Source organism: Pseudomonas sp. JY-Q (assembly GCF_001655295.1).
Lineage (GTDB): Bacteria > Pseudomonadota > Gammaproteobacteria > Pseudomonadales > Pseudomonadaceae > Aquipseudomonas > Aquipseudomonas alloputida.
The window spans coordinates 306,723-323,053 of the sequence record NZ_CP011525.1; the positions used below are offsets into that span (position 1 = coordinate 306,723).

14 protein-coding genes and 2 pseudogenes are annotated in these 16,331 nt (G+C 64.0%); 6 read left to right on the forward strand and 10 right to left on the reverse strand.

Translation table 11 applies throughout. From position 1 onward, the window contains the following. Nucleotides 1–68: 68 nt before the first annotated feature. The 5 genes from AA098_RS01375 to AA098_RS01395 form a co-directional block, all read right to left on the reverse strand. The gene (locus AA098_RS01375) at nucleotides 69–320 is read right to left on the reverse strand and encodes a YfhL family 4Fe-4S dicluster ferredoxin (RefSeq protein ID WP_003249063.1); all 252 of its coding nucleotides are present in this window, start codon (nucleotides 318–320) and stop codon (nucleotides 69–71) included. Nucleotides 321–427: 107 nt separating this feature from the next. Further along, the gene (gene coaD, locus AA098_RS01380; protein ID WP_003249065.1) at nucleotides 428–907 is read right to left on the reverse strand and encodes a pantetheine-phosphate adenylyltransferase; all 480 of its coding nucleotides are present in this window, start codon (nucleotides 905–907) and stop codon (nucleotides 428–430) included. 112 nt (nucleotides 908–1,019) lie between these two features. Continuing rightward, nucleotides 1,020–2,618: a GMC family oxidoreductase gene (locus AA098_RS01385; protein WP_060544908.1), complete on the reverse strand. Its 1,599-nt coding sequence runs from the start codon at nucleotides 2,616–2,618 to the stop codon at nucleotides 1,020–1,022. Nucleotides 2,619–2,638: 20 nt separating this feature from the next. After that, nucleotides 2,639–3,124, reverse strand: a complete 486-nt coding sequence (locus AA098_RS01390) for a hypothetical protein (protein ID WP_003249068.1) — start codon at nucleotides 3,122–3,124, stop codon at nucleotides 2,639–2,641. 10 nt (nucleotides 3,125–3,134) lie between these two features. Next, nucleotides 3,135–4,565 carry a coniferyl aldehyde dehydrogenase gene (locus AA098_RS01395; protein WP_004575474.1) on the reverse strand — a complete coding sequence of 477 codons (1,431 nt, stop codon included), beginning with the start codon at nucleotides 4,563–4,565 and terminating at the stop codon, nucleotides 3,135–3,137. A 151-nt stretch (nucleotides 4,566–4,716) separates the two neighbouring features. On the opposite strand from AA098_RS01395, the gene AA098_RS01400 reads away from it, so the two are divergent. Together AA098_RS01400 and AA098_RS01405 are read left to right on the forward strand one after the other, a co-directional pair. After that, nucleotides 4,717–5,382 carry a TetR/AcrR family transcriptional regulator gene (locus tag AA098_RS01400; protein WP_003249070.1) on the forward strand — a complete coding sequence of 222 codons (666 nt, stop codon included), beginning with the start codon at nucleotides 4,717–4,719 and terminating at the stop codon, nucleotides 5,380–5,382. 35 nt (nucleotides 5,383–5,417) lie between these two features. After that, nucleotides 5,418–6,272 carry a sulfurtransferase gene (locus AA098_RS01405; RefSeq protein WP_054888582.1) on the forward strand — a complete coding sequence of 285 codons (855 nt, stop codon included), beginning with the start codon at nucleotides 5,418–5,420 and terminating at the stop codon, nucleotides 6,270–6,272. Between the two features lie 52 nt (nucleotides 6,273–6,324). On the opposite strand, the gene AA098_RS01410 is transcribed toward AA098_RS01405, so the two are convergent. The 4 genes and pseudogenes from AA098_RS01410 to AA098_RS01425 all read right to left on the reverse strand — a co-directional run bounded on the left by AA098_RS01410 (nucleotide 6,325) and on the right by AA098_RS01425 (nucleotide 10,899). Beyond that, complete coding sequence (locus AA098_RS01410) at nucleotides 6,325–7,317, reverse strand: hydrolase (protein ID WP_003249073.1); 993 nt, start codon at nucleotides 7,315–7,317, stop codon at nucleotides 6,325–6,327. Nucleotides 7,318–7,458: 141 nt separating this feature from the next. Further along, a complete protein-coding gene (gene rsmD / locus AA098_RS01415; RefSeq protein ID WP_003249075.1) occupies nucleotides 7,459–8,061 on the reverse strand; it encodes a 16S rRNA (guanine(966)-N(2))-methyltransferase RsmD in 603 nt (200 codons plus the stop codon). After that, a pseudogene (locus AA098_RS01420) lies at nucleotides 8,061–9,413 on the reverse strand (M16 family metallopeptidase); the annotation flags it as partial. The pseudogene AA098_RS01420 and the gene rsmD, both read right to left, overlap by 1 nt. A 130-nt stretch (nucleotides 9,414–9,543) precedes the next feature. Next, nucleotides 9,544–10,899 (reverse strand): pitrilysin family protein, encoded by a 1,356-nt coding sequence (locus AA098_RS01425; protein WP_064613753.1) that lies wholly within the window; start codon nucleotides 10,897–10,899, stop codon nucleotides 9,544–9,546. A 231-nt stretch (nucleotides 10,900–11,130) separates the two neighbouring features. On the opposite strand from AA098_RS01425, the gene ftsY reads away from it, so the two are divergent. The 4 genes from ftsY (at nucleotide 11,131) to rpoH (ending at nucleotide 15,277) form a co-directional block, all read left to right on the forward strand. Further along, a complete protein-coding gene (gene ftsY / locus AA098_RS01430; protein ID WP_004575477.1) occupies nucleotides 11,131–12,615 on the forward strand; it encodes a signal recognition particle-docking protein FtsY in 1,485 nt (494 codons plus the stop codon). 2 nt (nucleotides 12,616–12,617) lie between these two features. Further along, nucleotides 12,618–13,289, forward strand: a complete 672-nt coding sequence (gene ftsE, locus AA098_RS01435) for a cell division ATP-binding protein FtsE (RefSeq protein ID WP_003249079.1) — start codon at nucleotides 12,618–12,620, stop codon at nucleotides 13,287–13,289. Then, nucleotides 13,286–14,311, forward strand: coding sequence for a permease-like cell division protein FtsX (gene ftsX, locus AA098_RS01440; protein WP_003249081.1), 1,026 nt, complete (start codon nucleotides 13,286–13,288; stop codon nucleotides 14,309–14,311). The genes ftsE and ftsX overlap by 4 nt, the downstream gene beginning before the upstream one ends. 111 nt (nucleotides 14,312–14,422) lie before the next feature. Continuing rightward, on the forward strand, nucleotides 14,423–15,277 hold the full coding sequence (rpoH, locus tag AA098_RS01445) for an RNA polymerase sigma factor RpoH (protein ID WP_003249083.1): 855 nt from the start codon (nucleotides 14,423–14,425) through the stop codon (nucleotides 15,275–15,277). Between the two features lie 293 nt (nucleotides 15,278–15,570). On the opposite strand, the pseudogene mtgA reads toward rpoH, so the two are convergent. Then, nucleotides 15,571–16,316 (reverse strand): annotated as a pseudogene (gene mtgA / locus AA098_RS01450) (monofunctional biosynthetic peptidoglycan transglycosylase). Nucleotides 16,317–16,331 lie beyond the last annotated feature (15 nt).

Below are 16,331 nucleotides of genomic sequence, written 5' to 3' on the forward strand. Positions count from 1 at the left end.
TGGCACCGGCTACGCCGGTGTTCGCGGCATGCCCGCTCCCACAGGGACCGTGCAGCGAAGGGCAGTGATCAGCCCTTGCCAGTGATCCGGCGATACTTGGCCATCAGCTGTTCTTCGGTTTCCGGGTGCGCTTCATCCAGCGGGATGCAGTCGACCGGGCAGACCTGCTGGCACTGCGGCTCGTCGTAATGGCCTACGCACTGGGTGCACAGGTTAGGGTCGATCACGTAGATCTCTTCGCCTTGGGAGATAGCCTCGTTCGGGCACTCGGGTTCGCAGACGTCGCAATTGATGCAATCGTCGGTGATGATCAGGGACATGGGGACTCCGGCCGGGGCTCACAGCCCGGGCATGTTCAACGCAATGGGCACAATTGTGCCGCATTCGCGCCCGCAGTGCACGCGGGCGCGACAATCAGGCGTCAGGCTTACTTCTTGAAGCGTTCAGTCAGTGCGTCGGCCACCACCGGGTGGACGAACTTGCTGATATCACCGCCCAGCGCAGCAATCTCCCGGACCAGGGTCGAGGAAATGAACGAATAGCGCTCCGACGGCGTCAGGAACAGGCTCTCGACATCGGGTGCCAGTTGCCGGTTCATGTTCGCCAGCTGGAACTCGTACTCGAAGTCGGACACCGCACGCAGGCCACGCAGGAAGACGTTGGCGCCCTGTTCCTTGGCGAAATGCGCCAACAGGGAAGAGAAGCCGATGACTTCGACATTGGGCAGGTGCTTGGTGACCTCACGGGCGAGCTCAACCCGTTGCTCCAGGGGGAACAAGGGGTTTTTCTTGGGGCTGGCCGCCACCGCGATGATCACGTGGTCGAATAGCCGCGAAGCGCGCTCGACCAGATCGCCATGGCCTTTGGTAATGGGGTCGAAAGTACCCGGGTACAACACTCGGTTCATCGCGTCATCCTGGCTGGAGTGCGTTGGGGAGTCGGATGGTAGCGCAGCGACGGCGCCCCGGCCAAGTCATGCGGCCGACTGATGGCACTATAGACAGGGGCCATGTTCGTTGTCATGCGCTGTGTGCCAGGCGGCTGACCAGTGCTTCGCTGAGCCTGGCGCTGATGGCATACACCGATAATTGCGGGTTGGCGCCGATGCTGGTGGGGAACAGCGAGCCGTCGTGAATCGACAGGTTTTCCAGCTGGTGATGGCGTCCCAGGCTGTCGCACACCGCCTGACGCGGATCTTCGCCGAGGGCGCAGCCGCCCATCACATGGGCACTGCCCAAGCGCGTGCGGAAGGGCTCCAGGCGCAGTTTGTCGATCATGGTCAGGGCCTGTTCCAGGCGAGAGGCGGCGCTGGCGTCGCTGTGCACTGGGGTTACCTGGGTGGCGCCAGCGGCGAACTGTATGTGCGCCATGCTGCGGTAGGCGCGCCGCAGGCCATCCCGCAGGTAGTCGGTGACCGGGTAATCGAGCACGGGTGAACCATCGCCGCGCAGTTCCACGGTCCCGCCCTGGCTTTCGGGGTGAAAACCATCGCGTAGCAGCGCCAGCATCACATGGGTATGTGGCAGCTCGGCCATGCGCTGGGCACTCTCGTGGCCGTACCCGCCCAGCAGGGTGCTGGCCAGGGCAGGATGCAGCGGCGGTACTTCCAGCTTGTAGCCAACCGGGCCGTCTACGCCGCCTTGCCACTGAAAGTGATCGCTGTAGATCGATTGCGGGGCGCCATGGTAGGGGTCGATACGCTCGCTGAAGCGTGCCGCACTGAAGTTGACCAGGTGCAGGAAGGTTCGCTTGCCCAGGCGACCATGCGGGTCGGGCGCGGCAGAGCGCAGCAGCAGGGCCGGGCTGTTGATACCGCCACCGGCCAGGAGGTAATGACGTGCCCGCACGCCGACCTGCCGGCCAGTAGGGTGTATGCCCTGGGCGTCCAGGGCCTGGCATGTCAGGCTCTGAATGCGTTCGCCGTTGTGGGTGAAGCGCTCGGCCCGCGCCAGGTACAGCAGTTCGCCGCCTTGCTCGAGGGTGGCAGGTATACGGGTCACCAGCATCGATTGTTTGGCATTCACCGGGCAGCCCATGCCGCAGTAGCCCAGGTTCCAGCAGCCGCGCACATTGCGCGGGATCACCCCCCAGCGGTAACCCAGCTGTTCGCAACCCCGGCGCAGCACCTCGTTGTTGGCATTCGGCGGCAAGGCCCAAGGGCTGATGCCCAGTTCCTGCTCCATGCGCTCGAACCAGGGGCGCAGTGCATCCTCGCCCAAACCGTTCACGCCATGGACCGAGGCCCAGTGCGCCAGGGTTTGCGGCGGGGTACGAAAGCTCGAGGTCCAGTTCACCAGCGTAGTGCCGCCCACGGCGCGGCCCTGCAGGATGGTAATGGCGCCATCCTTGCTCATGCGTCCCAGGCCTTCCTGGTACAGGCTTGCGTAGGCTTCACTCTCCAGCAGGTGGAAATCGCCACTGGTTTTCAGGGGGCCTTCTTCGATCAGCAGTACCTTGAAACCGGCAGCGCTGAGCATCTGCGCGCTGGTGGCGCCGCCGGCACCGCTGCCGATCACGGCAATGTCGGCCTCCAGAAACAGGTCGTGCTCCAGGCGCGAGGCGTCGTGGGTGATCCAGCCGCGTTCGAGGCCTTGGCGAAACGGGTCGGGGACAGGCATTGGCGATGCTCTTGTTGTTTTCAGATTTTCGGTGGGCCTGGGTAACCGCAGTCTGCCCAGGATTCAGGGCGTTCGTACCAGGCCATTTGCAGCAGTTGCAGCAACGAGGCGTGCCCCATGCGTAGCAGGTTCAGCGAGCTGTCCTGCCAACGCTGCAGGAACGCCGTGACCTGTGTGGCGCCAGCTTGGCCCCAGCTGCCCCAGACGCCGGTCAGCGGGCCGCGAGTCAGCGGCAGGCTGAGCACGTCGAATAATTGCCGGGTGAGCTTGAGCATTTCCGGCGACAACGCCGCCAGCTTGTTGTCGAGGCTGCGCAACACCGGCGCCTCGGTGGCCTGTGTACCGGCCAGGACCACCGGGATCAGCGCACGCAGCAGTGGCAGGTCGTCGTCACGGAGTACCTGATAGCCGGTCGCGGCGGTTTGCACGCTGCACCCCACCAGGCTGGCACCCGCCAGAAAAGCACTGGCGCCGAGGCTGAAACGCAGCAGGTCGCGGCGGTGCATGGTGCGATCCTCAGCGGATGAACAGTTTGTAGACCAGGCGCTGCAAGGCTTTGCCATAAGGCGGGTAGATCAGCCGTGCGGCGTTGAAGCGTTGTTTGGCAAGTACCGCCTTGGCCTTGCTGAAGGTGAGGAAGCCGTCATGACCATGGTAGTGGCCCATGCCTGAAGGGCCGATGCCGCCGAAGGGCAGATCGTCCTGGGCAACATGCAGCAAGGTGTCGTTCAGGCACACACCGCCGGAGTGGGTGTGACGCAGCACATGCTCCTGGGTGCGGCGGTCATAGCCAAAGAAGTACAGCGCCAGTGGGCGTGGGCGCTGGTTGATGTAGGCCAAGGCCTGGTCGAGGCCGTCATAAGGCACTAACGGCAATAGCGGGCCGAAGATTTCGTCTTGCATCACCTGCATGCTGTCGTTCACGTCCAGCAGCAAGTGTGGTGGCAGGCGCCGGCCCTGAGGGGCTTCGCCTGGGTACAAGTCGAGTACTTGCGCGCCTTTGGCGCGGGCATCGTCCAGCAGGTGCTGCAAACGCTGCAACTGGCGCGGGTTGATGATGGCGGTGTAGTCGGGGTTGTCGGCAATACGCGGGTACAGGCGGTGCACGGCGCGCTGGTAGGCGTCGCTGAAGGCGGGCAGCCGTTCGCGCGGCACCAGTACGTAGTCGGGGGCGACACAGGTTTGGCCGGCGTTGAGGGTCTTGCCGAAGGCGATGCGCTCGGCGGCGCTGTCCAGCGGCACATCCTCAGAAACAATAGCGGGGGATTTGCCACCCAGCTCCAGGGTGACCGGGGTCAGGTTGTGTGCGGCAGCCTGCATCACCTGGCGGCCCACACTGGTGGCACCGGTGAACAGCAGGTGATCGAACGGCAGGCGGGCGAAGGCCTGGCCCACCTCGACCTCACCGAGCACAACGCTGACCAGGTCTGTGGGGAACACACGCTCGAGCAGTTGCTGTAGGGCCAGGCCAGTCGCGGGCGTGGCCTCGCTAAGCTTGAGCATGACCCGGTTGCCGGCGGCCAGGGCGCAGGTCAACGGGCCGATGGCGAGGAACAGCGGGTAGTTCCACGGCACCATGATGCCGACCACGCCCAAGGGTTGATAGCGCACCTGTGCGCTGGCCGGCTGGAACGCCAGGCCGACGCGGCGTCGGCGGGTGCGCATCCAGCTTTGCAAGTGCTTTTCGGCGTGGCGCAGGCCCTGTACCGACGGTAGCAGTTCGGCCAGCAAGGTCTCATCGGCGCTGCGCCCGGCAAAATCCTGGCTGATGGCTTCGATCAGTTCTGCCTGGCTGCTCAGCAAGGCTTCACGCAGGCTTTTCAGCCACTGGCGTCGCTGCGCCGCTGGTGGCAGCGGGTTACCGGCAAAGGCCTGGCGCTGGGCCGCGAACGTCGTTGCGAGGTCGAGGTCGAATTGCAGAGGGGGCAAGGCACTGGGCGAGTTCATGGTGGTGTCGAGTCCGGGCCGGGGTTGCCTAGAGCCTATACTCTAATTTGTACCATGGTGCGAATTTTTCCATGCCGCTCAACGGTGCATTCCATCTGTAATACGCCGTAAGATAAACCTTTGATGAAAGCCCGCAGACTGGGAGCTGAGCATGGCCCCGCGCATGAAGACCCGAGAGCGCATCGTGCAGAACAGCCTGGAGCTGTTCAACCAGCAGGGCGAACGCAGCGTCAGTACCAACCACATTGCCGCGCACATGGAAATCTCGCCCGGCAACCTGTATTACCACTTCCCCAACAAGCAGGCGATCATTGCCCTGTTGTTCAGCCAGTACGAAGCGCTGGTGGACAGCTTTCTGCGCCCGCCGCAGGGCCGCGCGGCAACCGTGGAAGACAAGCGCTTCTACCTCAAGGCCTTGCTGGCGGCGATGTGGAACTACCGCTTCCTGCACCGTGACCTGGAGCATCTGCTGGACAGCGACGCCGAACTGGCCGCCCGTTACCGGCGTTTTTCCGAACGCTGCCTGCGCCAGGGCCAGGCGATCTACCGCGGCTTTGTCGAGGCAGGGATCCTGGCCATGGTGCCGGCGCAGATCGAATCGCTGACCATCAATGCCTGGATCGTGCTGACATCATGGGTACGTTTTCTCAGCACCACGCGTGAACATTCCGCGCACTTGGGTGAAGAAGCCTTCAAGCGCGGCGTCTATCAGGTGTTGGTGCTGGAGCTCGGTTTCGTCACCGACAATGCCCGTCCTGCCGTGGACGCGCTGTGTCAGGAATTCCATGTACCGTTCAACCAGGCCCTGGAGCATTAGCCCAGGGCCCTAGTGCCATCGATCAGGAGATTGTCATGCCCCTTGCGCAATTGATCACCCCGCAGCAGTTGGCCGAGCGTCTGGGCTCGCCCAAGTTGGTGATCCTCGACTGCCGCTTTGCCCTCGAGGATGTGGACTATGGCCAGCGCAGCTATGCCCAGGGGCATATTGAGGGGGCGCATTTTGCCGACCTGGACCGGGATCTCAGCGGGCCGGTGAGCAAGGGGCGCACCGGGCGCCACCCGTTGCCCGATGCCCAGCGGCTGGTCGAGCGCCTGCGAGAGTGGGGGCTGAACAACGACAGCGAGGTGGTGCTGTACGACGACGGCCCCGGCGCCTTTGCCGCTCGCGCCTGGTGGCTGCTGGTCTGGCTGGGCAAGCGCAGCGGTGTGGCGATTCTGGACGGTGGCCTGAAGGCCTGGCACGCGGCGCACCTGCCGTTGAGCCTGGACCCGCCGCCCAAACGTGAGGGCACTTTCAGTGGTGAACCTGACGCGAAGCTGCTGATCGATGCCGACCATCTGGGCAAGCGCCTTGGTAGTGCAGACCTGACCTTGATCGATGCGCGTGCCTTGCCGCGTTTTCGCGGTGAAGTGGAGCCGATCGACCCGGTGGCAGGGCATATTCCCGGGGCCCAGTGCGCGGCGTTTACCGACAACCTGGGGGCTGACGGGCGTTTTTTGCCGGCGGATCAGCTAAAGCAGCGTTTTGCCGAAAAGCTGGGTGGACGGACGCCGGAGCAGTTGGTGTCTTATTGCGGGTCTGGGGTAACCGCTTGCCATAACCTGTTTGCAATGGCCCTGGCGGGGTATCCGCTGGGCAAGCTGTATGCGGGGTCGTGGAGCGAGTGGATCAACAACCCGCAGCATGCTGTGGCCACCGGCGAGTAAGCAGATCGGGTTAAATCTCTGTGGGATCGTGCAGCCTTTACGCATTCGAGCGCTAGCTGCCGTCCACCAGCCACTGCGGAATCCGTCGTTCCAGGTAGTACCCCGGATTTCGCAGGCTGCCATCGACAAAGCCCACATGCCCACCGCGGTCATGCAGTTCGAAGCGGGTTTGTGGTGACAGTTCACGGGCCGTCGGCAGGCTGTGGCTGGACACGAAGGGGTCATCGCTGGAATGGATGATCAGCGTTGGCGTGCGGTTCTGGCCAAGGAAGAAGTGGCTGGATGAGCGACGATAGTAGTCGTGCGCATCGCGAAAGCCATTGAGCGGTGCAGTGACTTTACCGTCGAAGTCCCAGAATGTGCGCAAGTTGGTGAGTTGGCCCAGGCGCTCCAGTGTCGCCAGCTGTTCATGCTGGCCCTGGTCGTGGAAGTGCCGCTGCTTGAGCTGAACATACGCCAGCATCTCGCGCATGAAATGCGCCTGATACACCTTGGAGAACCCTTGGCCGATACGGTCGGCACAGTGGTCCAGGCGAAAGGGCACCGAAACTGCAGCCGCTGCCTCCAGTTGGCTGGCGACGCCGCTCTCACCCAAGTACTTCAACAATACATTGCCACCCAGCGAATAACCCACTGCATACAGCGGCGCCAGCGGGCGCTGGGCGCGAAGATGGCTGACAATTTCCGCCAGGTCTTCGCTGGCGCCGGAATGGTAGCTGCGCGGCAACAGGTTGGGCTCGCCTGAACAACCCCGCCAGTTCACTGCCACGCTGGCCCAGCCGCGACCTTGCAGCGCTTGCTGCAAGCCTTTCACGTAGGGCGAGTGAGACGAGCCGGTCAGCCCATGCAGCACCAGTACCAGTGGCGCATGGGGTTGGTGCGGGCCATGCCAGTCCAGGTCGATGAAGTCGCCGTCAGCCAGCCACAGTCGTTCGCGGTCACGCTGCAGCTCAGGCAGCTTGCGCCAGAGTGGCCCCCACAAGGTCTGCAGGTGGGGATTGGACAGGCCGATGGCCGGACGGAATGTGGCGTTGGGGCTGGGCATGCTGGGTGGCTCATGATGTGCCTTGCTAGCTTGCCACGAAACAGCGCCACAGTACCTGCGCCATTGGTGGGAGTGAAGGTGCAGCTCCAAGCATGGCACAGGTGGGGTGTGGCAACCCATTACACCCCACCCGGCGGGTAATCAGCCCCGCTGCCAGAGTGCGTAGTGCACCTGGCCGGTCTTCTTCTCGCGGTGCAGGCGCCAGTTGCCTGGCAGTTGCAAGGTCGAGGGTGCCGCTTCGCTTTCGGTGTAGACCCAAGCCTGCTCGCTCAGCCACTGATGCTGCTCCAGCATGTTGCAGGTGTTGGCCAGCAGGTCCTGGTGGAACGGCGGGTCGAGGAACACGACATCGAACTGCTGCTTGGCCGGGCCTTGCAGGTAGCGCAGGGCGTCGGTTTGCAGAATTTGCCCGCGGGGACAGCGCAGGATTTCGAGGTTGTTCTTCAGGTTGGCGATGGCCGCAGGGTTGCTGTCCAGCGCCACGGCATCCTCGGCCCCACGGGACAGGGCTTCGAGCACCAAGGCACCGCTGCCGGTGAAGGCGTCCAACACGCGGGCGCCCTCGATGTAGGGTGCCAGCCAGTTGAATACGGTTTCCCGTACGCGGTCAGGCGTTGGCCGCAGGCCTTCGCCTTCCGGCACCGCCAGGCGGCGGCTGCGCCACTCGCCGGCGATGATGCGCAGGTGGCCCTGGCCCTTGCTTTGGCCCGCTTGCGGGCGGGCGGGAGGGGTGGATCTTGGCATTAGTGCTCCGGTACCCCGAGCGGTTGCTCGGAGGGCTTGTCAGTGGGTGCTGGCAGCGGTTTTTGTGGCACTTTCGGGCCAACGGTGACGATCACCAGTTTATCGGCTGACAGGTGTTTGTTCATGGCTGCCTTGACCTGTTCGACGGTAAGGGCCTGGGACTGTTGCATGAAGTCCTCTAGCCAGGTCAGTGGCAAGTTGTAGAAGCCGATCGCGCCCAATTGGCCGACGATGCTGGCATTGCTGGCATTGGACAGCGGGAAGCTGCCGGCCAGCTCGCGCTTGGCATCGTCCAGTTCCTGTTGGGTAGGGCCCGTCTTCAGGTAGTCGGCGAGAATGCCTTGCACCAGCTTGAGCGTACCTTCGCTGAGCTCGGCTCGGGTTTGCAGGTTGATCATGAACGGGCCGCGTACCTGCATCGGGCTGAATACCGAGTAAACGCCGTAGGTCAGGCCACGCTTCTCTCGCACCTCGCTCATCAGCCGGGTACCGAAGGCGCCACCCCCAAGGATCTGGTTGCCCAGCGACAGGGCAGGCCAGTCCGAGTCCTGGCGGTCGATCCCCAGTTCGGCCAGCATCAGGTGGGTCTGCTTGGACGGGAAGTCGATGTGGGTCATTCCGGCCTTGGCGTCTGTGGGTTGGGCCGGTGCGGCCAGCGCAGGGCCCTTGGGCAGGCCAGCCGACACCTGGGCGGCGATGGCTTCGGCCTCTGCACGGCTGAGGTCGCCGACCAGGGCGATTACCGCATTGCCGCCGGTATAGGCCTTGGCGTGGAACGCGCGCAGCTGGGCAAGGCTTATGCCCGTGATGCTCTCTGCGGTGCCGTCGCTTGGGTGGGCGTAGGGGTGGTCGCCATAGAGCTTGCCGAAAAGGGCCTTGCCGGCGATCTTGCCGGGGTTTTGCTTCTCATATTCGAAGCCAGCCAGCATCTGGTTCTTGATGCGCTTGAGGGCATCCTCGGGGAATGTTGGCTTGCCCGCCACCTCTGTAAACAGTTTGAGGGCCGGTTCGCGCTTGTCCTTGGTACTGAGGCTGCGCAGCGATGCGACGGCCATGTCGCGGTAGGAACCGTTGCCAAAGTCTGCGCCCAGGCCTTCGAAGCCCTCGGCGATGGCGGTGACGTCCTTGCCGGCCACGCCCTCGTTGAGCATGGCGTTGGTCAGAGCGGCCAGGCCTGGCGTGCCGCCGTCCTGGCTGCTGCCGGCAGCGAAGGTGACGCGCAGGTCGAACATGGGCAGTTCGCGGGCCTCGACGAACAGCACCCGGGCACCTTCGGCGGTGTTCCAGTGCTGGATGTTCAGCTGACGCCGACTGGGTGCCTTGCCATTCAGTTCGGCCAGCGACTGCAAGGTGTTGGCCGGGCGGGCTGCGCTGCTGTCGGCCTTGGCAGCGTTATCGGCCATGGCCGGAGCGGCCAGCACTGCCGCCAGCGCCATGGCACGAATGCCCGTGGCCAGCAGGGTTGGGCGTGGTGCGCGGCGATCACTCATGGGCGGACTCCTCGGGCAGTACATGGGCAACGCTCAGGCGTTCGCGGGTGAAGTAGGTGCGCGCGGCGTTCTGGATGTCCTGCGGGGTGACGCGCTTGAGCTCGTCCAGTTCGCTGTCGATCAGCTTCCAGGACAGGCCGACGGTTTCCAGCTGGCCGATGGTGGTGGCCTGGCTGCTGATGGAGTCGCGGTCGTAGACCAGGCCGGCGATGACCTGGGCGCGTACGCGTTCCAGCTCTTCGGCGCTGGGCGGCGTGCTCTTGAGTTCTTCAAGCAGCTGCCAGATGCCTTTCTCGACGTCGGCGAGGGTTTTCTGCTTCTGCACATTCGGCGTCGCCGAGATCAGGAACAGGCTGTCGCCGCGGGTGAAGGCGTTGTAGCTGGACGACGCGCCGGCCACCAGTTCCTGGCCACGCTCCAGGCGGGCCGGCATGCGGGCGCTGTAGCCGCCGTCGAGCAGTGCCGAGATCAGACGCAGGGCATGTACCGTCCGAGGGTCCTTGGCGGTGGGCAGACCGGGCACGTTGAAGCCGTAGATCAGGCTTGGCAGCTGGGTTCGCACGTGCAGGGTCAACTGGCGCCAACCAGGTTCGGCCAGCTCCAGAGGCAGCTTGGCTGGCGGTACGGCGCGTTTGGGAATATTGCCGAAATACTTCTGCGCCAGGCCTTTGACCTCGGCGGCGGTGACATCACCGACCACCACCAGGGTGGCGTTGTTGGGGGCGTACCAGGACTCGTACCAGTGGCGCAGTTCCTCAACTTTCATGCGCTCCAGGTCGGCCATCCAGCCAATGGTCGGCGTGTGGTAGCCGCTGGCCGGGTAGGCCATGGCGCGGAACAGCTCGAATGCCTTGGCATTGGGCTGGTCGTCGGTGCGCAGGCGGCGTTCTTCCTTGATGACCTCGATTTCGCGGCTGAACTCGTCGGCAGGCAGGCGCAGGCTGGCAAGGCGGTCCGCCTCCAGTTCCAGGGCTACTGGCAGGCGGTCGCGGGCCAGCACTTGGTAATAGGCGGTGTAGTCGTCGCTGGTGAAGGCGTTTTCATCGGCGCCGAGGTCACGCAGAATGCGCGAGGCCTCGCCGGGGCCGACCTTGGCGCTGCCCTTGAACATCATGTGTTCCAGCGCATGGGACAAGCCGGTCTGGCCCGGGGTCTCGTAGCTGGAGCCGACCTTGTACCAAATCTGCGAGACCACCACCGGGGCGCGATGGTCTTCGCGGACCACGACCTTCAGGCCATTGTCGAGGATGAATTCGTGGGTGGGTTGCACATCGGCGGCAAAGGCCGCGAGCGGCAGGCAGAGCGTGCCGAGCAACAGGCCAGCGGCGCGGCGGGCTAGAGCGTTCATACGGTGTTTAACCTGTTCGGCGGCCCGCTGGGTTTAGCGTCGGCGGGCCAGGAGGTGCTAGGATACTGATCCGGTTGCCTGGCGACCATGCCTGTCGCCGTTCTGGCCCACAGGACACTAAGTCAAAACGTTGCGCATGAACCAGCCGGCTTCAAGATAGTCTGTTCTGCGTAGAGAGAATTCCCGATTGGCCATAGCTGGCCTATCGCTACCCTGAGATAGCCGTCTTCCATGTTTGGTTCCAACGACGACAAAAAAGCGCCGGCCGAGGCTGGTGAGAAGAAAGGCCTGTTCAGCTGGTTTCGCAAGAAGCCGCAGCCACCTGCGGGAGCGGGCGTGCCCGCGCATGAGCCCCCCGTTGTCGAGCAGTCTGCAGCCGCTCCGGTCGAGGGATCTGCCGCCGAAGCGCCACAGGCCCCCGAACCCGTTCAGGCCCCTGCTGCCCCACAGCTGGCTGAGCCGCAGCCGGTCGCCGCACCGGCCCGGCCCCCGGTAGTCGAGGCCCCCGTCCCTGAACCGGTTGCGTCGCAGCCGTTGCAGGCGCCTGAGCCAGAGCCGGTCGCATCCCAGCCGCTGGTGGCACCTGCACCGCAGCCGGTTGCGTCCATGCCCTTGCAGGCGGCCCCTGTCGAGTCTGCCCCTGTCGAGGCCGCAGCGCCGGTCAGCAACCTGGTGCTACCGGTTGCCGAAGAGCCCGTGGCCCTGGTGCCGGACCTGGAGCCGAAGGCACCGCCCGCAATCCCGGAACGCGCGGCACCCGCCCCTGTTGCTGCACCCGTCGAACAGGCCAAGCCCGGCTTCTTCGCGCGCCTCAAGCAAGGCCTGTCCAAGACCAGTGCCAGCATCGGCGAGGGCATGGCCAGCCTGTTCCTCGGCAAGAAGGTCATCGACGACGACCTGCTCGACGAAATCGAGACGCGCCTGCTGACTGCCGACGTGGGTGTGGAGGCTACCTCGGCCATTGTCCAGAACCTGACCCAGAAGGTCGCGCGCAAGCAGTTGGCCGATGCCGATGCCCTGTACAAATCGTTGCAGGAAGAACTGGCTGCGCTGCTGCGCCCGGTCGAGCAGCCGTTGAACGTACAGGCCCAGAACAAACCCTATGTGATTCTTGTGGTTGGCGTGAACGGCGCCGGCAAGACCACCACCATTGGCAAGCTGGCGAAAAAGCTGCAACTGGAAGGCAAGAAGGTCATGCTGGCTGCCGGTGATACCTTCCGCGCCGCCGCGGTCGAGCAGTTGCAGGTGTGGGGTGAGCGTAACCAGATTCCGGTGATCGCCCAGCACACGGGTGCCGACTCTGCTTCGGTCATCTTCGATGCCGTGCAGGCCGCCAAGGCCCGTGGCGTCGACGTGCTGATCGCCGACACTGCCGGCCGCCTGCACACCAAAGACAACCTGATGGAAGAGCTGAAGAAGGTCCGCCGGGTCATCGGCAAGCTCGACGTTGAGGCGCCGCACGAGGTGCTGCTGGTGCTTGACGCCGGCACCGGCCAGAACGCCATCAGTCAGGCCAAGTACTTCAACCAGAGCGTCGAGCTGACCGGCCTGGCCCTGACCAAGCTGGACGGCACGGCCAAGGGCGGGGTGATCTTCGCCCTGGCCAAGCAGTTCAACATCCCGATCCGTTTCATCGGCGTCGGTGAAGGCATCGACGACCTGCGTACCTTCGAAGCCGAGCCGTTCGTCAAGGCTCTGTTCGCCGAGCGAGATTGACCATGATCCGATTCGAGCAGGTTGCCAAGCGCTATCCCAACGGTCATGTGGGGTTGCATGAGCTGAGTTTCCGGGCGCGCCGGGGCGAATTCCTGTTCGTCACCGGCCACTCGGGCGCAGGCAAGAGCACCCTGCTGCGCCTGTTGCTGGCCATGGAGCGCCCGACCAGCGGCAAGCTGATGCTGGCAGGGCAGGACCTGGGCCAGATCAGCAATGCGCAAATCCCGTTCCTGCGCCGGCAAATCGGCGTGGTGTTCCAGAACCACCAGTTGTTGTTCGACCGCACCGTGTTCAACAACATTGCCTTGCCGTTGCAGATTCTCGGCCTGTCCAAGGTCGAGATCGCCAAGCGCGTGGACTCGGCGCTGGAGCGCGTGTCGCTGTCCGACAAGGGCGAGCTGTTCCCGGCCGACCTTTCCACCGGGCAGCAACAGCGGGTGGGTATCGCCCGCGCCATCGTTCACCAGCCGGCTCTGCTGCTGGCCGACGAACCCACCGGTAACCTCGACCCGCGCCTGGCTGCAGAGATCATGGGCGTGTTCGAGGACATCAACCGCCTGGGCACGACGGTATTGATCGCCAGCCACGACCTGGCACTGATCGCGCGCATGCGCCACCGCATGCTGACCTTGCAACGCGGCCGCTTGATCGGCGATGGGGAGGCCGGGCAATGAACACTACACGCACGCCGAAGGTTTCCGAGCGGGTCGCACCGAAACCGGCCGATCCGCAACCTGCGAAGAAAAAGCGCGGTGAAGACGATGATGGCCCGGACTTCCGCACCCTGCTGCATGCCTGGCTGGAAAGCCACCGTGCCAGCTTGGCCGACAGCCTGCGCCGCCTGGGCAAGCAGCCGATCGGCAGCTTCTTCACTTGCCTGGTCATGGCAGTGGCGCTGAGCATGCCGATGGGCCTGTCCTTGTTGCTGAAGAACGTCGAGCAGCTGGGCGGTTCGTGGCAGCGCGCTGCGCAGATTTCGCTGTACCTCAAGCTTGATGCCGGCAGCCGCGATGGCGAAGCGCTGCGCGACGAGATCAAGGGCATGCCTGGCGTGGCGGACGCCCAGTATGTCAGCCGCGAGCAGGCCCTGGAGGAGTTCCAGCAGCAGTCCGGCCTGGGCGAGGCCTTGCGCGAACTGCCAGACAACCCACTGCCGGGTGTGGTGGTGGTAACCCCGACCGAGGTCGACAAGCCGGCCCTGGACGCCTTGCGTCAGCGCCTGGCGGAGCTGCCGCGGGTGGACGTGGCGCAACTGGACCTGGTCTGGGTCGAGCGCCTGGCAGCCATCCTCAAGCTGGGTGATCGCTTCGTCTTCGGCCTGGCCGTGATGCTGATTTCTGCCCTGCTGTTAGTAATCGGTAACACAATTCGTCTACACATTGAAAACCGTCGTATCGAGATCGAAGTGATCAAGCTGGTCGGCGGCACTGACGCCTACGTGCGCCGGCCGTTCCTGTACATGGGCGCCCTGTATGGCCTGGGCGCAGGCCTGCTGGCGTGGGGTATCCTGGCGTTTGGCCTGAACTGGCTGAACGAGGCGGTGGTAGGGCTTTCCGGGCTGTATGGCAGTGACTTCGCCCTGGGCGGCGTTCCGGCTTCCGATGGTCTGTCGCTCTTGATCGGAGCAGTGTTGTTGGGGTATATCGGTGCATGGATTGCAGTCGCCCGCCACTTGAACGAGCTGGCGCCGCGATAGTGTTTACGTGCCAGCATTGACATTTTCTTCACTGCGGAACTTGTACCGTCGTTCCAGGTCAATGTTGGCAGCGCCCACAAGGTGCGAGTTTTGTAAGTCGGAGGTTCTTGAATGACCACATCGTTGCAACCTGCCTATGCCCTGGTACCCGGTGCAAACCTGGAAGCCTATGTGCACACGGTCAACAGCATCCCGCTGCTGACGGTCGAGCAGGAGCGTGATCTGGGCGAGCGTCTCTATTATGAGCAGGATGTCGAGGCCGCTCGTCAGATGGTGATGGCCCACCTGCGTTTCGTCGTACATATCGCCCGTAGTTACGCCGGCTACGGGTTGGCCCAGGCTGACCTGATCCAGGAAGGCAATGTCGGCCTGATGAAAGCCGTCAAGCGCTTCAACCCTGAAATGGGCGTGCGCCTGGTGTCGTTCGCTGTGCACTGGATCAAGGCAGAGATCCACGAGTTCATTCTGCGCAACTGGCGCATCGTCAAAGTGGCTACCACCAAGGCTCAGCGCAAGCTGTTCTTCAACCTGCGTAGCCAGAAGAAGCGCCTGGCGTGGCTGAACAACGACGAAGTGCATCGCGTGGCGGAAAGCCTTGGCGTCGAGCCGCGCGAAGTGCGCGAGATGGAAAGCCGCCTCAGCGGCCAGGACATGGCCTTCGATCCGGCAGCGGAAGCTGACGACGACAGCGCCTTCCAGTCGCCTGCGCATTACCTGGAAGACCACCGTTACGATCCGGCGGTGCAGTTGGAGGATGCCGACTGGAGTGACAATTCCACCAGCAACCTGCACGAAGCGCTGCAAGGTCTGGACGAGCGTAGCCGCGACATTCTCTATCAGCGTTGGCTGGCGGAAGAGAAGGCCACGCTGCATGAACTGGCAGACAAGTACAGCGTATCGGCTGAGCGTATTCGCCAGCTGGAGAAGAATGCGATGAACAAGGTCAAGGCACTGATCGCTGCCTGATCGAGTCTGGGTTGTAAAGAAAAGCCGCTGGCCCTATCGGGTGAGCGGCTTTTTTGTTTGTGCTGGCTTTGCCGGCCTCTTCGCGGGTAAACCCGCTCCTACAGGGGATGCGGTTGCCTGTAGGCGCGGGTCTGCCCGCGAGGAGGCCGGGGATGCGGTTGCCCGTAGGCGCGGGTTTGCCCGCGAGGAGGCCGGGGATGCGGTTGCCCGTAGGCGCGGGTTTGCCCGCGAGGAGGCCGGGCACGCGGTTGCCCGTAGGAGCGGGTTTACCCGCGAAAGGGCCGGGCCTGCATTCAAAGCTTTCTGGATGAGTCCAGCTGCATCAGGTAGCTGGGCCCGCCCAGCTGGCTCATCTGCCGGCGAATCCAGCCGGCCCGGCTGGCCACGTAGGCACTCGGCCGGCTGGCACTCCATTTGATGGGGCTAGGCAGCACCGCAGCCAGCTGCGCCGCCTGCTGGCGGCTGAGCCGGCTGGCGTCGACACCAAAGTGATAACGCGCCGCCGCCTGGGCACCAAACACGCCCTTGCCCCACTCGGCGCTGTTCAAATAGACCTCGAGAATCCGCTCCTTCGACCAGAACAGCTCAATCAGTGCGGTGAACCAGGCCTCCAGCCCCTTGCGAAACCAGCTGCGGCCTGACCACAGAAACAGGTTTTTGGCCACTTGTTGGGTCAGGGTGCTGGCGCCGCGAATGTTGCCACCGCGCTCGTTGTGGGCCAACGCCGCCTGAATGGCCGGGAGGTCGAAGCCCCAGTGGTTGGCGAACTTCTGGTCCTCGCCAGCAATGACTGCAACCTTGAGCTCATCGGAGATGTTCTCCCATGGCTCCCAGTCGCGCTGCAGGTCGATCGGTTCACCATTCACCCAAGACTGTACCTTGCGCTCGACCATCAGCGCCGTGCCGGGCGGTGGTACCCAGCGGAACACCAGCACCAGCACGATGCTGCCGGCAACGAACCAGAGCAGGGCGCGGGAGAGGCGACGGATAAGCGTTGACAGCATGTCGATGGCTTGGCCCTAAGGGTGGAAGGGGCCATTATACAGACCCGATA